14 protein-coding genes and 1 rRNA gene are annotated in these 14,700 nt (G+C 66.5%); 5 read left to right on the top strand and 10 right to left on the bottom strand.

Going from position 1 to position 14,700, the window contains the following annotated elements; genetic code table 11:
* Nucleotides 1-254, bottom strand: a 16S ribosomal RNA gene (locus tag KF783_RS10690); the annotation flags it as partial.
* A gap of 462 nt (nucleotides 255-716) precedes the next feature.
* Here KF783_RS10690 and KF783_RS10685 point away from each other — a divergent pair.
* A complete protein-coding gene (locus KF783_RS10685) occupies nucleotides 717-2,189 on the top strand; it encodes a lipopolysaccharide biosynthesis protein (RefSeq protein ID WP_294079134.1) in 1,473 nt (490 codons plus the stop codon).
* 32 nt (nucleotides 2,190-2,221) lie between these two features.
* On the opposite strand, the gene KF783_RS10680 is transcribed toward KF783_RS10685, so the two are convergent.
* Nucleotides 2,222-2,650, bottom strand: coding sequence for a CBS domain-containing protein (locus KF783_RS10680; protein ID WP_294079132.1), 429 nt, complete (start codon nucleotides 2,648-2,650; stop codon nucleotides 2,222-2,224).
* Nucleotides 2,651-2,716: 66 nt separating this feature from the next.
* Here KF783_RS10680 and KF783_RS10675 point away from each other — a divergent pair, with 66 nt between their 5' ends.
* Nucleotides 2,717-3,001 carry a hypothetical protein gene (locus KF783_RS10675; protein WP_294079129.1) on the top strand — a complete coding sequence of 95 codons (285 nt, stop codon included), beginning with the start codon at nucleotides 2,717-2,719 and terminating at the stop codon, nucleotides 2,999-3,001.
* Nucleotides 3,002-3,031: 30 nt separating this feature from the next.
* Here the strand turns inward: KF783_RS10675 and KF783_RS10670 are convergent, their stop codons facing one another.
* The 7 genes from KF783_RS10670 to hisS form a co-directional block, all read right to left on the bottom strand.
* Entirely contained in the window at nucleotides 3,032-4,555 is a 1,524-nt protein-coding gene (locus KF783_RS10670) for a hypothetical protein (protein ID WP_294079127.1), read from the bottom strand.
* Between the two features lie 8 nt (nucleotides 4,556-4,563).
* Entirely contained in the window at nucleotides 4,564-5,907 is a 1,344-nt protein-coding gene (locus tag KF783_RS10665) for a DUF4139 domain-containing protein (protein WP_294079125.1), read from the bottom strand.
* 138 nt (nucleotides 5,908-6,045) lie between these two features.
* Nucleotides 6,046-6,777, bottom strand: a complete 732-nt coding sequence (locus KF783_RS10660) for a DUF4167 domain-containing protein (RefSeq protein WP_294079123.1) — start codon at nucleotides 6,775-6,777, stop codon at nucleotides 6,046-6,048.
* A gap of 257 nt (nucleotides 6,778-7,034) precedes the next feature.
* Nucleotides 7,035-7,856: a peptide chain release factor N(5)-glutamine methyltransferase gene (prmC, locus tag KF783_RS10655; RefSeq protein WP_294079121.1), complete on the bottom strand. Its 822-nt coding sequence runs from the start codon at nucleotides 7,854-7,856 to the stop codon at nucleotides 7,035-7,037.
* 135 nt (nucleotides 7,857-7,991) lie between these two features.
* Entirely contained in the window at nucleotides 7,992-8,297 is a 306-nt protein-coding gene (locus KF783_RS10650; protein WP_294079119.1) for a hypothetical protein, read from the bottom strand.
* A complete protein-coding gene (gene prfA / locus KF783_RS10645) occupies nucleotides 8,294-9,367 on the bottom strand; it encodes a peptide chain release factor 1 (RefSeq protein WP_294079118.1) in 1,074 nt (357 codons plus the stop codon). The genes KF783_RS10650 and prfA overlap by 4 nt, the downstream gene beginning before the upstream one ends.
* Nucleotides 9,368-9,506: 139 nt before the next feature.
* Nucleotides 9,507-10,751, bottom strand: coding sequence for a histidine--tRNA ligase (gene hisS / locus KF783_RS10640; RefSeq protein ID WP_294079117.1), 1,245 nt, complete (start codon nucleotides 10,749-10,751; stop codon nucleotides 9,507-9,509).
* Nucleotides 10,752-10,979: 228 nt separating this feature from the next.
* Between hisS and miaB the strand changes: the two genes are divergently transcribed.
* A complete protein-coding gene (miaB, locus tag KF783_RS10635) occupies nucleotides 10,980-12,329 on the top strand; it encodes a tRNA (N6-isopentenyl adenosine(37)-C2)-methylthiotransferase MiaB (RefSeq protein ID WP_294079115.1) in 1,350 nt (449 codons plus the stop codon).
* Here the strand turns inward: miaB and KF783_RS10630 are convergent.
* Nucleotides 12,311-12,856, bottom strand: coding sequence for a hypothetical protein (locus KF783_RS10630; RefSeq protein WP_294079113.1), 546 nt, complete (start codon nucleotides 12,854-12,856; stop codon nucleotides 12,311-12,313). The two genes, miaB and KF783_RS10630, sit on opposite strands and share 19 nt — an antisense overlap.
* Nucleotides 12,857-13,185: 329 nt before the next feature.
* Between KF783_RS10630 and KF783_RS10625 the strand changes: the two genes are divergently transcribed.
* Nucleotides 13,186-14,196: a PhoH family protein gene (locus KF783_RS10625; RefSeq protein WP_294079111.1), complete on the top strand. Its 1,011-nt coding sequence runs from the start codon at nucleotides 13,186-13,188 to the stop codon at nucleotides 14,194-14,196.
* A complete protein-coding gene (gene ybeY / locus KF783_RS10620) occupies nucleotides 14,189-14,698 on the top strand; it encodes an rRNA maturation RNase YbeY (protein WP_294079144.1) in 510 nt (169 codons plus the stop codon). Before KF783_RS10625 ends, ybeY begins: the two co-directional genes overlap by 8 nt.
* The last annotated feature ends 2 nt before the right edge of the window (nucleotides 14,699-14,700 follow it).

The following is a 14,700-nucleotide window of genomic DNA, read 5'->3' as shown; positions in this document are numbered from 1 at the left end:
AGGATCGTCGCCTTGGTGAGCTTTTACCTCACCAACAAGCTAATCCTACGCGGGCTCATCCTTGGGCGATAAATCTTTGGTCTTACGACATCATCCGGTATTAGCACGCCTTTCGGCGAGTTATTCCGAACCCAAGGGCAGATTCCCACGCGTTACGCACCCGTGCGCCACTAGACCCGAAGGTCTCGTTCGACTTGCATGTGTTAGGCATGCCGCCAGCGTTCGTTCTGAGCCAGGATCAAACTCTCAAGTTTGATGTTCCACATCAACGAGGCGGAATAACCCCGAGGATGCAGCTCATTTCTAGGAGCCGTTCCTGCACAAATCTTTCACGTAATGGAAACGTGTAGGACATGTTTCACATTCCCGCGCCGAAGCACGAGAACGTTGGAACGGCTTGGTTTTACCGAGTTTCCGACACCTAGAAGCTGTCGGACCCGGGGCCGCCGCCCACATGTCCCTTCATCAAAATCACAATGTCAAAGAGCGCAAAAGACCGACGCCTTACCTAACCCCTTTTTTAGTGGGGCGGTCTGGCGCCTGGTTTTTGGTGACCGTCGAAGCGAACCGTGTGGCTCACCGCGTCGGTGGAGTGGCTTCTATGCGTGGTGTTGGATTCGGTCAACAACCTTTTTGCATTTTTATTTCAAATCGCCGCAAACCCGCAGAAATCCGCGCTTTACGGGCCGTAAACAGGTCTCCGCTATGCCATCGGGATGATCGAATCGACCGCCGAATCATCGAATCGGGCCACAGAATCGCTGCGGAATCAGGTGCGCAGCGCGGTGATCTGGCGTTCGGGAACACAGATTCTCGGCCAGATCGTCGCCTGGGCCTCCACCTTCGTCGTGATTCGCCTGCTCAGCCCGTCGGATTACGGGCTGTTCGCGATGACGCAGGTGATTCTCGTCCTGCTCAACATGCTCAACGGCTATGGTCTGGCGAGCGCGATCATTCAGCGGCCACAGATCGATACACGCGCGATTCGCCAGCTGTTCGGGATGCTGCTGCTGCTGAACCTAGCGCTCGGCGCGACGCAGGTGGCAATGGCGCCGCTGGCCGCCGCCTATTACCGGCAGCCGATGGTGGCCGATCTGCTGCGGGTGCAGGCGCTGCTCTATCTCGCGACGCCGTTCATCGCGCTCCCCTATGCGCTGCTTGCCCGGGCGATGGATTTCCGCAGGCAGGCGCAGGTCAATCTGGCCTCGTCCGTCGCCGGCGCGCTCGCCGCGCTCGCGGGCGCGGGCGCGGGAATGGGGGTGTGGACGCTGGTGCTGGCGCCGATCATCCTGTTCGCCACGCGCGCGATCGGCATGACCTGGGCGGCGGGGTCGCTGATCTGGCCCAGTTTCGACTTTCGCGGAGCCGGCGGCATCGCGCGCTATGGCGGGGTGCTGGCCGCGGGACAGCTGTTCTGGTTCGTGCAGAGCCAGGCCGACATCTTCATCGCCGGACGGCTGTTCGATCCGCACTGGCTGGGCATCTATACGACCAGCATCTTCCTGACCCAGATCCTGGTGCAGAAATTCGTGCCGGCACTGAACGAGGTCGCCTTTTCCGCCTATGCGCGGATGCAGGACGATGCGGCGGGCGCGGCGAGCGCCTTTGCCCGATCGGCACGACTCATCCTGGTGGTGGCGATGCCCTTCTACCTTGGTCTCGCCGTTGTCGCGGAGCCGGTGGTGGCGGTCGCGCTGGGCGCGAAATGGGCCGAGGCGGCACCGATCGTCCGGCTGCTCGCGCTGGCGATGCCGTTCATGACGCTCCAGATCCTGTTCGCGCCCGCGACCGACGCGCGGGGACGTCCGGGCATCGGCGCGCAGACCGCCGCGATCGGCGCGGTGCTGTTGCCCGGCGCATTCCTGATTGCGGTGCATTGGGGCATCATGGGCATGGCGGTGGCGTGGATCGCGGCATGGCCGATCTTTCTCGCGCTGACCGCCGCGCGATCGCTGCCGGTGATCGGCCTGGCCTGGCGCGCGTGGATCGCGGCGATCGTGCCGCCGGCCACGGCCGCGACCGGCATGGCGCTGATCGTCGGGCTGCTCGACCACGCACTGCCGCCGACGATGCCGCCGCTGGCACAACTGATGCTGCTCGGGGCGACCGGGGCATGCACCTATGGCGCGTGGCTGCTGATCTTCGCGCGCGAAACGGTCACGGATGCGATCGCGATGATCCGGCAGTGATCGTCCGGGGGCGCCGGCCCGCGCCGGCGCCGCTACACCTGCTGGATATAGGCGCGCATCTGATCCGCCTCGGCCTCGATCCGGTCGATCCGGTGCTTCACCAGATCGCCAATCGACACAAAGCCGAGCAGCGCGCCATTCTCCACCACCGGCAGGTGGCGAATGCGCCGGCGGGTCATCAGCGACAATGCCGCCAGCACCGGCTCGTCCCGCGTCACCGTGATCGCCGGCGCGGTCATCACCATCCGCACCTGCTGGTCGAGCGCGCCCGCACCTGCGTGTTCGAGGCATCGGATCACATCGCGTTCGGAAAAGATGCCGACCACCGTTCCACCCTCGACCACCGGCACCGCGCCGATTCGCCGCGCGGACAGCAGCGCGACCGCATCGCGCACCGATTGCCCGCCATCGATGGTAGTGACATCCGTCCCCTTGCCGCCCAGGATCGCCGCGATCGTCATCGCCAGTCTCCTTGTTCCTGTTTGAGGCGGTTGAGAGTCACACGAATCGAGGCCAATTGAAAGGGCATGAAGCCGAATCTCGACGATCCCGATTATGCGCGCCTCGCCTGGCGCCGCTACCGCCGCATGTTCGGCATCGCCGCGCTGGCCGCGCTCGCCTCCTCGGTGGCGGCGGTGATCGGCCTGTATGTGTCGGTCGGCGCGTTCCAGCTCCACGCATCGATCGCGATGGCGATCGGGATCGGCCTGTCCGTCCTGCTGGCCGGCGCGCTGATGGGCCTGATCTTCCTGAGTTCGGGAAGTGGTCATGACGCGCGCGCCGACGGATCGAATCGGGACGATCGCGACTGAGATGCCGACGGCGCCGCGGGTCGATCCGTCCTAGCGGGGCAGCGTGACCGTATAGGTCAGCTTCACCGATCCGTTCGCGGGGACACTGACCGCCCACAGATTGCGGCCGTTCTTCTTTTCCAGCCGCGCCGACGATGCGGTCATCAATTGCGGATCGATGTCGAAATCACCCTCGAATCGGACCGCAAAGGGGTTCGCGTTGGTCACGGTCAGTTCGAATGCATGCGCCTTGTCGGTAACGGTCAGCTTGCGATGCTGGACCGCGACATTGGCCGCCCCGTCGAACTTGAGTTCGACCTCCTCGCCGATCGCCTTGTCGTCGGTCGATGATTCGCCGATCAGCAATGCGCGGCTACCGGTCCGTTCGAACAACGCGACCTGTCCGGCGGGCAGCGGCAGGCCCAGGCCCTTGTCCGCCTTGTTGACCGCGCGCACCACGATGCGCGGCTGGCCGGCACCATAGAAACCGATCTGCGATCCATAGACGATGGTCACCGGAACCGCGTCCTTGCTCAGCATCGCCACCTGCTTTTGCGATTTGGCGGCAACGGTGGTGGGCTCCGGCACGCGATACGCCTTGAGGTCGCCAAGATCCTCCTGCTCCACCTTCCGCACGCGAGAGGCGGTGACCACCACCCGGTCTTCCATCATCGGGGCGGCCATCACCGGCGCGGGCGGCGGGGGTGGAGGCGGCGGCGGGGGTGGCGGCGGGCCGCCATTCCCCCGGTCGGGCAGATAGCATTGGAATTCGAGCCGGTCCGCACTTTCGAACGGGTTGGACGTGCGGCCGGTCGTCCGGTTGATCCGGCCGGCGACCACCATCGTGTCGGCATCGGCGAAGCTGGTCATGTCGGTGCTCGCCAGCGTGACCCAGGCGAACAGGTCGGCGCGCTTCGCCCCCTCCGCCAGGGTCGCGACATAATTGGCCTGCCAGTCGAACCCCCAGGCGAGGTAGGACAAGGTGACCTGCGCGGTCCCGGCGCGGGGCGAATCGAGTTCGACCGACAGCGTCGGCCGCGCCGACAATCCGGCGGGAACGCCGTCATAGGCGATCGAATCGTCGGTGGGGCCGCAATTGAGCGCCTCGATCCCGCGTTCGGTTTCGACGATCGCGGCGCCGTCCGGCCCGGATCGGATGATCGCCCGCTCCTCCACCACCTTGCCGTCGCGCATGCGGCGCAGCGTCACCGGACGCGCGAAGCCGCGCTTGTACAGGCTGGCGGGCGAGAGCAGGTCGCCGTCGAGATTCTTTTCCCGGACGCCGGCGGGCAGGCCGGTGACGATCGCGCTTTCGGGCAGGATGCCCGAGGCCACCCCCTCGAACCGGATCACCGCCCTTCCCTGCGGAACCTGTATCGTGCGCGTTTCGGTGATGAGCGCGTAGCCGCCCAGATAGCTGAGGCTGATCGGCGTATCCGCGCTGCGATAGGGCGCGCGATAGATGGTGACCGCGACCTTCTCCGGCGCGGAGGAGGTCTGCACCTCCTGTGCATGCGCGCCGACGGCCCCCGCCACCAGGGCAAGGGCGAGGGCAGCCGTGCGGATCGCCCGCACCGCCGCGCTCAGTAGCGGGTTTCGAAGGTCGCGGTGACGCTCGCCTCGCCATTGGCGGGGACGGCCACCTTCCACAGCGCTTCGTCGGCGCTGACCCGCTCGCTCGCCTGGGTCTCGTTGAGGATTCGGGTGTCCTTCCACCAATTGTCGAGACCCGCCTGCGACAGTTCGACCGTCACCGGCTCCGGCTTGGCGTTGGTCAGCGTATAGACCATCGTCGTGCGCCACTTGCTGCTGTTCACCCGTTCGCGGGTCTGCACCACGGCCTTTACCTTCACATCGAACGCTTCGCCGGTGCGGATCGCGATCCGTGATCCCATCGGGGTGTGCGGAATCGCATTCTCGCCGATGAACTGGGGCGCCCCGCGCGCGTCGCGCATATAGATGCGCACAGTGCCGGCGGGGAGCGCGTCGCCCAGCCCGCCATCCTTTGACGACGAGAAGCGCAGCACGGTATCGACGCTGCGCGGCTGATCCTGCCGGCCCAGCCAGCCATTGCGATAGGCATAGGCCTTTGCCGCCGGGGCGCCGGCGACGTCGAGGAAGCTGACCTGCTTCTGCTGGCGTTCGGCGATCGTGACCCGGCCCGGGATCGGATAGACGTAGAAATCGCCGATCCGTTCGCGGCCCGCGGTTTCGGTTCCCGGCTCCATCACCGATCCCATGCCGCGCCCGCCGCTGCCGACCGCGCCGGCGACCAGCAGCGTGTTGGCGTTGCTGTAGGTGGTGCCGCTACGGTTGGTGAGCGTCAGCCAGCCCTGAACGTCGATCTTTCCCGCCTTTTCGTCGAACAGCGCGACATAATCCGATTTCCAGCCCATCCCGCTGGTCAGGTAGCTGAGCGTCACCGGGCGCGTCCCCGCGCGATCGGCGTCCAGCGTCACCGACAATGTCGGCCGCGCGCGCAGCGAGGGCGGCAGCGAGGGGAAGATCACCCGGTCGTCCTTCCCCAGCACCTCGATCCGGCCACCGATTTCGACCACCGTGCCGTCATTATAGGCCAGGATCTTCGCCGGCAGGCTCTGCCCGTTGCGGACGATGGTGACATTCTGTCCCACCGCCTTTTCCATCAGCGCCTCGGGCGAAAGCAGGTCGAAATCGAAATTCTGTTCGACGATCGTCGCGCCGGGCGCGGCGAGGGTCACCGTTTCGGGGCGGATCTGTGCCGACACGTCGGGAAAATCCTGTTTCGACTTGCCCGAGGGAAGGTTCAGCTGGCGCTTGTCCTGCACCAGCGCGAGATTGTTGTTGTAGATGGTGACCGCGACGTCGCCCTGCGCCGACTGGGCCAGCACCGCGCCGCCGGGAAGTACGGCAGCAGCCGTCGCAAGAGCCAAGGTCAGTCGCCGCATCCTGCTTCCCCTACCGATCTGCCGGACCGCAAGCATCGCGAAGCAGCCCTGACTGTCAACGGACAATCCCGCGGTGCAACGAAAAAGGCCGGCCCGCAAGTGACGGACCGGCCTCGATTTCCTGCACAGAGATGGGGATTATTCGGCCGCTGCGGCCTCTCCCTCGTCCTTCTTCAGCCGCCGACGGCGCGGCTTGGCCTCGGCCACCGGCTCGCCTTCGACGCCGAGCGCGGGGGGAAGCACGTCGGCGATACCGCTCGCCTCCGCATCCCTGCCTGCGTCACGCGCGTCGTCACGGGCGGGACGCCCGCGGCGGCGGCGCGGCTGTTCGTCGCGGGGGGCCTCATCCTCATTGGCGGCGACCGGCGCGCCCGCTTCGTCGGCGTCGCCGCCCTTGCGGTCGCGGCGCTCGCTCCGGTCGTTACGCTCGTTGCGGTCACGGCCCCGGCGCTGATCGCGGTTCGACTCGCGATTGTCGCGGCGGTCACCGCGATCCTGTCCGCGATCGCCCTCGTCGCCGGCATCGCTCTCATTCGCGCGGACACCTTCCGAGCCCTCGTCGAACTCATCCTCGTCGTCGCCGTCAAAATCGTCGCGGTTGCGGCGCTGACGATCCTGCTCCTCGAAGCGCGAGCGGCTTTCGGCCAGCACGCGGAAATAATGATCCGCGAACTGGAGATAATATTCGGTATTGACGCGATCGCCCTGCATCTGGGCATCGCGCGCCAGATTCTTGTATTTTTCGAGCAACTGGGCCGCGTTGCCGCGCGCGCGGTTGTCGATACGGTTACCCTGATTGGGGTTGCCGCCCTGCTGGCGCTGCCCACCACGACCGCGGCGGCGTCCGCCGCTCGCCTGACGATTGTTCATCAACGTCCTTGTGTCCTGTCCTTACTCAATCCGCCATCGATCAAACAGCGATCCCGGATGTGTTGCCCCGTCCGCCGCACCGGACGAATCCGAAGCGGCGCCCTGCATGGCTGCCGGACATTCAGCAGCGCTCATGCCCTGGATTGGACCGGCGGCGCGATTTCAATGGCTTGGACTGAAGTCGCCGGGTCCGGGGACATCCTTAGCCCGCGCGGCAACTTTCTCCAAGCATTATATTGGTTCGGCGACGCGATAGTTCAACTTGCCGCCACGACGCGATCGCGATCCCCCAGATCGCGATACACGCACGGGGTCAGCCCCGCTTCGCGAACCAGGTCGCAAACCGCCCGCCCCTGCGTCCACCCGATCTCCAGCAGCGCGATCCCGCCCGGCGCCAGCAGGCGGGGCAGATCGGGGATAATCCGGCGATAGTCGGCAAGGCCATCGTCGCCCGCGAACAGTGCCTCGGCGGGTTCATGGTCGCGCACTTCCGCGCCCAGTTCCTCGTCGGTCCCGATATAGGGCGGGTTGCACAGGATCAGGTCGAAGCGCTCGTCGATCCCGCTCGCCCAGTCGCCGCGCCGCCACTCGACCCGATCCGCCAGGCCGAGCGCGGCGGCATTCTGGCGCGCGTAAGCGAGCGCGGCATCCGACGCGTCGATTCCCAGACCGGTCGCGTCGGGCCATTCGGCAAGCGCGGCGAGCAGCAGCGTCCCCGGCCCGCAGCCCAGATCGAGGACGCGCTTCGGCCTCTCGCCTCCGGCGAAATGCGCGACCGCCGTCTCAATCAGCGTCTCGCTGTCCGCGCGCGGCACCAGCACGCCGGGACCGACGCCGATCTCGATGGTCCAGAAGCCGCGCGATCCGGTGATATAGGCGACCGGTTCGTGGGCGAGGCGGCGCGCGACCAGCGCGTCGAAGCCGGCCGGGGCGGAATCGCCGAGATGCTTAAGCAGCAAGTCCTGATGCGAGACGTTCAGGGCGTGGGCCATCAGCAGCTCGGCATCAAGGCGCGGGGTGGCGGATAGGATGCGGGTGGCGGCGTCGGCAATGGCGGCACGGACGGTCTCGGCGCTCACCCCACCATCCTCGTCACCCCGGACTTGTGCCGGGGGCCACTGAACGTCGAGGCGCGACGCAAGAGGCTCAGACGCCGGAAGCGCGGCACCGTGGACCCCGGCACAAGGCCGGGGTGACGGGCTTTGAAGAGCCGCTCATTTATAGCCATAGCCATACGCCCAAAACAGAGCCTCGCCTGCACGCTCATCGACGTCAGTATATCGCGCTCTGATCTCGCGCGCCGCTGCCTCCGATGCCTGGTCGAGCGACTGCCGGCGCCAATCGGGTTCGATCGCGTCAAGATCAGCGAGCACGCCGAGCATCGGCACTTCGATTTCCTGAGCGCGCACCAGCCCAAGCGCCGCGACGACCGCGCCCCAATGGTTCCCCGGAAAGGGATGCACGCGATATCCAAGATACGCCTCCAGCGCGACGCTCAGATCGGGCCGTGCCTCATTCACGAATCCAGCGCGGCCAGCCGCTCGGCCTCATCCTCCGCCACCAGCGCGCCGATCAGCTCGTCCATCTCGCCCTCCAGGACTTCGGGCAGGCGGTGGAGCGTCAGGTTGATGCGGTGATCGGTCACCCGCCCCTGCGGGAAATTATAGGTGCGGATGCGTTCGGAGCGGTCGCCCGACCCGACCATCGATTTGCGCGTCCCCGCGCGCTCGCTGGCGGCGCGCTCGCGCTCCAGCTCATAGATGCGCGTGCGCAGCACCTGCATCGCCTTGTCGCGGTTCTTGTGCTGGCTGCGCTGGTCCTGCTGGATCACGACAATGCCGGTAGGGAGGTGGGTCAGCCGCACCGCGCTGTCGGTGGTGTTGACGTGCTGCCCACCCGCGCCAGACGAGCGGTAGATATCGATGCGCAGATCCTCCTGCCGGATATCGACATCGACCTCCTCCGCCTCGGGCAGCACCGCGACGGTCGCGGCGGAGGTGTGGATGCGCCCGCCGCTTTCGGTCACCGGCACGCGCTGGACGCGGTGGACGCCGCTTTCGAACTTGAGTTTCGCGAACACGCCCTTGCCCGCGACGCCGACGACGACTTCCTTGTAGCCCCCCGCCTCCGATGCGCTGGCGGAGATCGGCTCGACCTTCCACCCCTGCGCCTCGGCATAGCGGGTGTACATGCGCAGCAGGTCGCCGGCGAACAGCGCCGCCTCGTCCCCGCCGGTGCCGGCGCGGATTTCGAGCATCGCCGCGCGCTCGTCGGCCGCGTCGCGGGGGAGCAGCGAGAGCGCGAGCGCATGATCGGCCTTTGCTAGCGCGACCTCATTCTCGCGCAGCTCCTCGGCGGCCATCGCGCGCAGCTCGGGGTCCCCGTCGCGGCTCATCTCGGCCAGGCTCGCCGCCTCATCGCGCAGCCGCCGCACCTCCCCCGCCGCCGCCGCGACCGGCTCCAGCTCGGCATATTCCTTCGACACCGCGACGAAGCGGTCCGACGGCAGGTCGCCTGTCGCCATCATCGCCGACAGCTCATCCCGCCGCGCCTCGATCTGCGCGATCCGTTCGGGGGAAATGGTGGTCATCGCCACCCCCTCTCGTCACCCCGGCCTTGTGCCGGGGTCCACGGATCGGCGAGCGCTGACGCTTCCGCACAAAGGGTCACGCCCAGCGGCGCGGTGGACCCCGGCACAAGGCCGGGGTGACGACGGGAGTTTTGATTTGTCACTGGCCCGCTAGCTCGTTCAGCAGTTGCTCCACGACATCATGTAGCTCCGCACCCGGCACCGACCGGTTATTGGCGACAGCCGCACCACTCTGCCAACCGAACGACACCAGCACCTTCGCCTGAACCCGGGTCGCCTTGTCATAGCGCTTGCGCGGAGAGCCGGTCGCGACCGTTTCGACGGACAAGCCGTGCGCTCGGAACAGCTTCTGGGCAGTGAGTGCATGAGTGAGTGCTTGATCGTCCTCCACCGCAAGGACGATGTCAGGCCGCTGAACCGCCGGCTCCGCCAACAACATCCCCAACCGCTCAATCCCGGCTGCCCAGCCCACGCCCGGCGTCTCCGGCCCGCCCAGATTGCCGATCAGTCCATCGTACCGCCCGCCAGCCAGCACCGTCCCCTGCGCGCCGAGGCGGTCGGTGACGAATTCGAACGCGGTGTGGCGGTAGTAATCCAGGCCGCGCACTAGCCTCGCGTTCCGCGTCGGCGTGACTCCAGCCGCTTGCAACCCCTTCTGAACCGCCTCGAAGAACGCGCCCGCCTCGTTGGTGAGGTACGCGTCGATATCCGGTGCGCTGTCGGCGATCGGGCGGTCGCGCGGGTCCTTGGAGTCCAGAATGCGCATCGGATTCTTGTCGAGCCGGGTGAGGCTGTCCTCGGAAAGCTCGCCGCGATGCTTCTCGAAATGCGCCACCAGCGCCGCGCGCCAGGCATCGCGCGTTTCCGCGTCGCCCAGCGTGTTCAGTTGCAACGTCACTTCGTCGGCGATGCCGAGTTCGTGGAGCAGCTGGTCGGCGAAGGTCAGCAGCTCGACATCGGCCTGCGGCTCGGCGGCGCCGATGATCTCGGCGTCGATCTGGTGGAACTGGCGATAGCGGCCCTTTTGCGGGCGTTCGTAGCGGAAGACCGGGCCGTGCGTGGTCAGCTTGAGCGGCGCATATTGCTGCCACCCCTCGGTGATGTACGCGCGGCAGATCCCGGCGGTGAATTCCGGCCGCAGCGTCAGCAGTTCGTCGCCGCGATCGGGGAAGGTGTACATCTCCTTCGACACGACGTCGCTGGTCTCGCCCATGCTCCGCGCGAAGACGTTCGTCGCCTCGAACACCGGGACCTGGACTTGGCTGAAGCAATAAAGCCTGCGCACATGCTCGAACGCCTCGACCACGCGGGCGAAGCGGCGCTGCTCCTCGCCAAAGATGTCCTGCGTGCCGCGCACGCGCCGGGGGGTTTCGATCCGTGCCATTTGGGGGCGCTATCTATTGGGGCGACGCGCGGAACGCCAGAGGGGCTTTTGCCCGGGCGCGGTGCCGGCCCGCTCCCCACCCGGCCACCCAGGCGATTATCCTGGCGGGTGGCCGGGTGGGGGAGCGTGCGGAGCAGCCAAGGCTGCGGCGACGCGAGGCATCGACCGAAGGTGGCGGAGGGCGGTGCCGCTTTCGCCGAGGGCGACAAGTCACTATAGGCCCGCGCCATGACTTCCGCGCCCAAAACCTATCACGTCAAATCCTTTGGCTGTCAGATGAACGTCTATGACGGCGAGCGCATGGCCGAGCTGATGGCCGCACAGGGCATGACCGCCGCCGCCGATGCCGAAAGCGCCGACCTGGTCGTGCTCAACACCTGTCACATCCGCGAAAAGGCGACCGAGAAGGTCTATTCGGAGATCGGCCGCGTGCGAAAGGCGGCGGCGGAGGAACATGGCAAGGCGCCGATGGTCGCGGTCGCCGGCTGCGTCGCGCAGGCCGAGGGCGAGGAGATCGCCCGCCGCGCGAAGGTGGATGTCGTGGTCGGGCCACAGGCCTATCACAACCTGCCCGATCTGGTGGCGCAGGCATCGGCACGCGGCCTTGCGCTCGACACCGATATGCCCGCGATCGCCAAGTTCGGCGCGCTGCCCGCACGGCGCAAGGCCGGGCCGACCGCGTTTCTGACGGTGCAGGAAGGGTGCGACAAATTCTGCACCTATTGCGTCGTCCCCTATACGCGCGGGGCAGAGGTCAGCCGCCCGTTCGACGCGATCGTGGACGAGGCGAAGGCGCTGGTCGATGCCGGCGCGAAGGAGATCACGCTGCTCGGCCAGAACGTCAATGCGTGGGACGACGACGCCGGCACCGGACTGCACGGCCTGATCGCCGCGCTCGACCGGATCGATGGGCTGCACCGCATCCGCTACACCACCAGCCACCCGAACGACATGAAGGAAGGGCTGATCCGCGCCCATGCGGAGGTCGAAAAGCTGATGCCGTTCCTCCATTTGCCGGTGCAATCGGGCAGCGACCGGGTGCTCAAGGCGATGAACCGCAGCCACAGCCGCGATTCGTATCTGCGCATCCTCGACCGGGTCCGTGCCGCGCGGCCCGACATCGCCCTGTCGGGCGATTTCATCGTCGGCTTTCCCGGCGAGACCGAGGACGAATTCGCAGACACGCTGAGCCTGGTCGATGCGGTCGGCTATGCCCAGTGTTTCAGCTTCAAATATTCGCCGCGTCCCGGCACGCCGGCGGCGGAAATGGATGGCTTCATCACGCCGCAGGTGATGGATGAGCGGCTGAAGCGGTTGCAGGACGCGCTCAACCGCGATCAGGCGGCGTTCAACGCGGCGACCGTCGGCAAATCCTGCACCGTCCTGATCGAGCGGCCGGGCCGCAAGCCGGGGCAGATGCTGGGCAAATCGCCCTGGCTCCAGTCGGTCCATCTGGAAACCGCCGCCGCGATCGGCGACCTGGTCGAGGTCGAGATCGTCCAGGCCGGCCCCAATTCGCTCGCAGGGATCGAGCGGATCGACGCAGCCGCCTCTGAGCCTCAGCTTTCCATTTCGTAGCTGCAAGATGTCTGCGGATTGAAATAGAAGCGGTTATCCTTGAGCTGCTGCCCGGTCAGCCTGTCGAGCTTGCCCCCTTTAAAGGTGATCGTGTCGCCCGACGTCGTGAACGTCCCCGCATTCTCGCCATAGGGATCGGAATACTGCCCATATTGGGCCACGCGAAAATCGAGGTCCGGTCGTGACCCACCGTCGGAACAACGGTAGCGGCCAACGGTCAGGTCCTTGCCCAGCCGGCCCGTCGGCAGTCGGATATCCTCGACATTGTTCATGACCAGATAAGGGGTCGGAGTGGTCTGCCCCGGATAGCTGGTGCGGACCTGCTGCTTGCCGTCGATATCGGCGACCTCGGTCACCTGCGCGCGCACCCATTCGCCATAATAGCGGATCTCGACATCCTGTCCGACCGAGTAGGTCGGCGCGGTCAGCCGCGGATAGGCGAACTCGACCTTGTCCCCGACGGCGTATGGGGCCGCCTGAAACATCGCACTAGCGGCGAGCCCGACTCCGATAGTGATGAGAAACATCCGCAATCTCCTTCAGATGGCAGCCACTTTCCAGACAAGCGGGCCGGCGACCGACTTGTAAAAAACCGCCAGCCGCGCGCGCCAGCGATGCGCCATGTCGCCGGACGGTGTTGCCAGGGTGCGTCACCTCTCACCGGAATGAGCGCGGGGCCGATATTTTCCCTGTTCTATCGACCAACGCTCTGCCATCCTTCGGTACACGACATGCGTAACGGAACCTCCGCGCTGCATTCCGGTTTGGCCTTGGCTGGCCCGCCGTCGTCCGCCGCCCCGACAGATCGCCACTCCGCTCGCGCCGCCGTGCGCGCGTTTACGCTCGAAAGGATCGCATGAGCCGCAAGCCCGTCCCCGCCCAGCAGGGCGAACGATCCCGCGTCCAGGTCGATTTCGACCGGCCCCAGCTGCTGCCCCAGCTGTTCGGCGAATATGACAGCAACATCCTCGCGCTTGAGGAGCGACTCGGCGTCTATATCCATGCCCGCGGGCAGCGCGTGGTGATCGAGGGAAGCGCGGAGGCGGTCGCCCATGCGCGCGAGGTCCTACAGGAATTGCACAGCCGGGTGATCCGCGGCGAAGCGATCGACACCGGCCTGATCGATGCGGTCGTCGCGATGGCGAGCGAACCGACGCTGACCGGCATCATCCGCGCGGAGAACGATGCCGGCGGGCCGCCGCCGATCATGATCCGCACGCGCAACAAGACGATCGTGCCGCGTTCGGTGACCCAGACCGCCTATATGCGCGCGCTAATCTCCAACGACATCATCTTCGCGCTTGGCCCGGCGGGAACCGGCAAGACCTACCTCGCCGTCGCGCAGGCGGTGGCGCAGCTCATCACCGGATCGGTCAAGCGGCTGATCCTGTCACGCCCGGCGGTCGAGGCGGGCGAGCGGCTGGGCTTCCTGCCCGGCGACATGAAGGACAAGGTCGATCCCTATCTGCGCCCGCTCTACGACGCGCTCTACGACTGCCTGCCCGCCGAACAGGTCGAACGGCGGATCGCCAGCGGCGAGATCGAGATCGCGCCGATCGCCTTCATGCGCGGCCGCACCCTCGCCGATGCGTTCGTGATCCTGGACGAGGCGCAGAACACCACGCCGATGCAGATGAAGATGTTCCTCACCCGCTTTGGCCAGAACAGCCGGATGGTGGTGTGCGGCGATCCCAACCAGACCGACCTGCCCGGCGGCACCGCCGCGAGCGGCCTCAACGACGCGGTGAACAAGCTGGAGGGGATCGACGGGCTGGCGATGATCCGGTTCGGCATCGGCGACGTCGTCCGCCACCCGATCGTCGGGCGGATCGTCGAGGCGTATGAAGGGCCGGCCGCCGGTGCTTGATGTCGCGGTGCAGCGTGAGGCCGGCTGGCCCGAACTCGACTGGGAGGCGCTGGCGGGCAAGGCGGCGGTCGCGGCGGTGACGCAGACCCCGTTCGGCGAACTGGCGTCGGGACCCGCGACGATCGAGATCGCGGTGCGGCTGACCGGCGATGACGAGGTGCGGCAGCTCAACGCCCAGTATCGGCAAAAGGACAAGTCGACCAACGTCCTGTCCTTTCCGATGATCGCCCCCGATCTGATCGAATCACTGACCCAGAACAGCGACGATGGCGAGGTGCTGCTGGGCGATATCGTGCTGGCGCAGGGCGTCTGCGCGGCCGAGGCGGCGGACAAGAAGGTGTCGGTCGAAAATCACGCCACGCACCTGATTGTCCATGGCGTGCTCCATTTGCTAGGGTATGACCATCTGGGAGACGCGGAGGCGGATGCAATGGAGGCGATGGAGGTCGCCGCCCTGCAAACGCTGGGCATTCCCGACCCCTATCTGGTTCGAGAGGACTGACA

This window comes from Sphingomonas sp., assembly GCF_019635455.1.
Taxonomy (GTDB): Bacteria; Pseudomonadota; Alphaproteobacteria; order Sphingomonadales; family Sphingomonadaceae; genus Sphingomonas.
This window is presented reverse-complemented; position numbering and strand designations above follow the sequence as displayed.

Coding starts and splice junctions, on each gene's coding strand:
- KF783_RS10685 (WP_294079134.1), top strand. CDS start 717: ATGATCGAATCGACCGCCGAATCATCGAATCGGGCCACAGAATCGCTG.
- KF783_RS10680 (WP_294079132.1), bottom strand. CDS start 2,650: ATGACGATCGCGGCGATCCTGGGCGGCAAGGGGACGGATGTCACTACC.
- KF783_RS10675 (WP_294079129.1), top strand. CDS start 2,717: ATGAAGCCGAATCTCGACGATCCCGATTATGCGCGCCTCGCCTGGCGC.
- KF783_RS10665 (WP_294079125.1), bottom strand. CDS start 5,907: ATGCGGCGACTGACCTTGGCTCTTGCGACGGCTGCTGCCGTACTTCCC.
- KF783_RS10660 (WP_294079123.1), bottom strand. CDS start 6,777: ATGAACAATCGTCAGGCGAGCGGCGGACGCCGCCGCGGTCGTGGTGGG.
- prfA (WP_294079118.1), bottom strand. CDS start 9,367: ATGACCACCATTTCCCCCGAACGGATCGCGCAGATCGAGGCGCGGCGG.
- hisS (WP_294079117.1), bottom strand. CDS start 10,751: ATGGCACGGATCGAAACCCCCCGGCGCGTGCGCGGCACGCAGGACATC.
- miaB (WP_294079115.1), top strand. CDS start 10,980: ATGACTTCCGCGCCCAAAACCTATCACGTCAAATCCTTTGGCTGTCAG.
- KF783_RS10630 (WP_294079113.1), bottom strand. CDS start 12,856: ATGTTTCTCATCACTATCGGAGTCGGGCTCGCCGCTAGTGCGATGTTT.
- KF783_RS10625 (WP_294079111.1), top strand. CDS start 13,186: ATGAGCCGCAAGCCCGTCCCCGCCCAGCAGGGCGAACGATCCCGCGTC.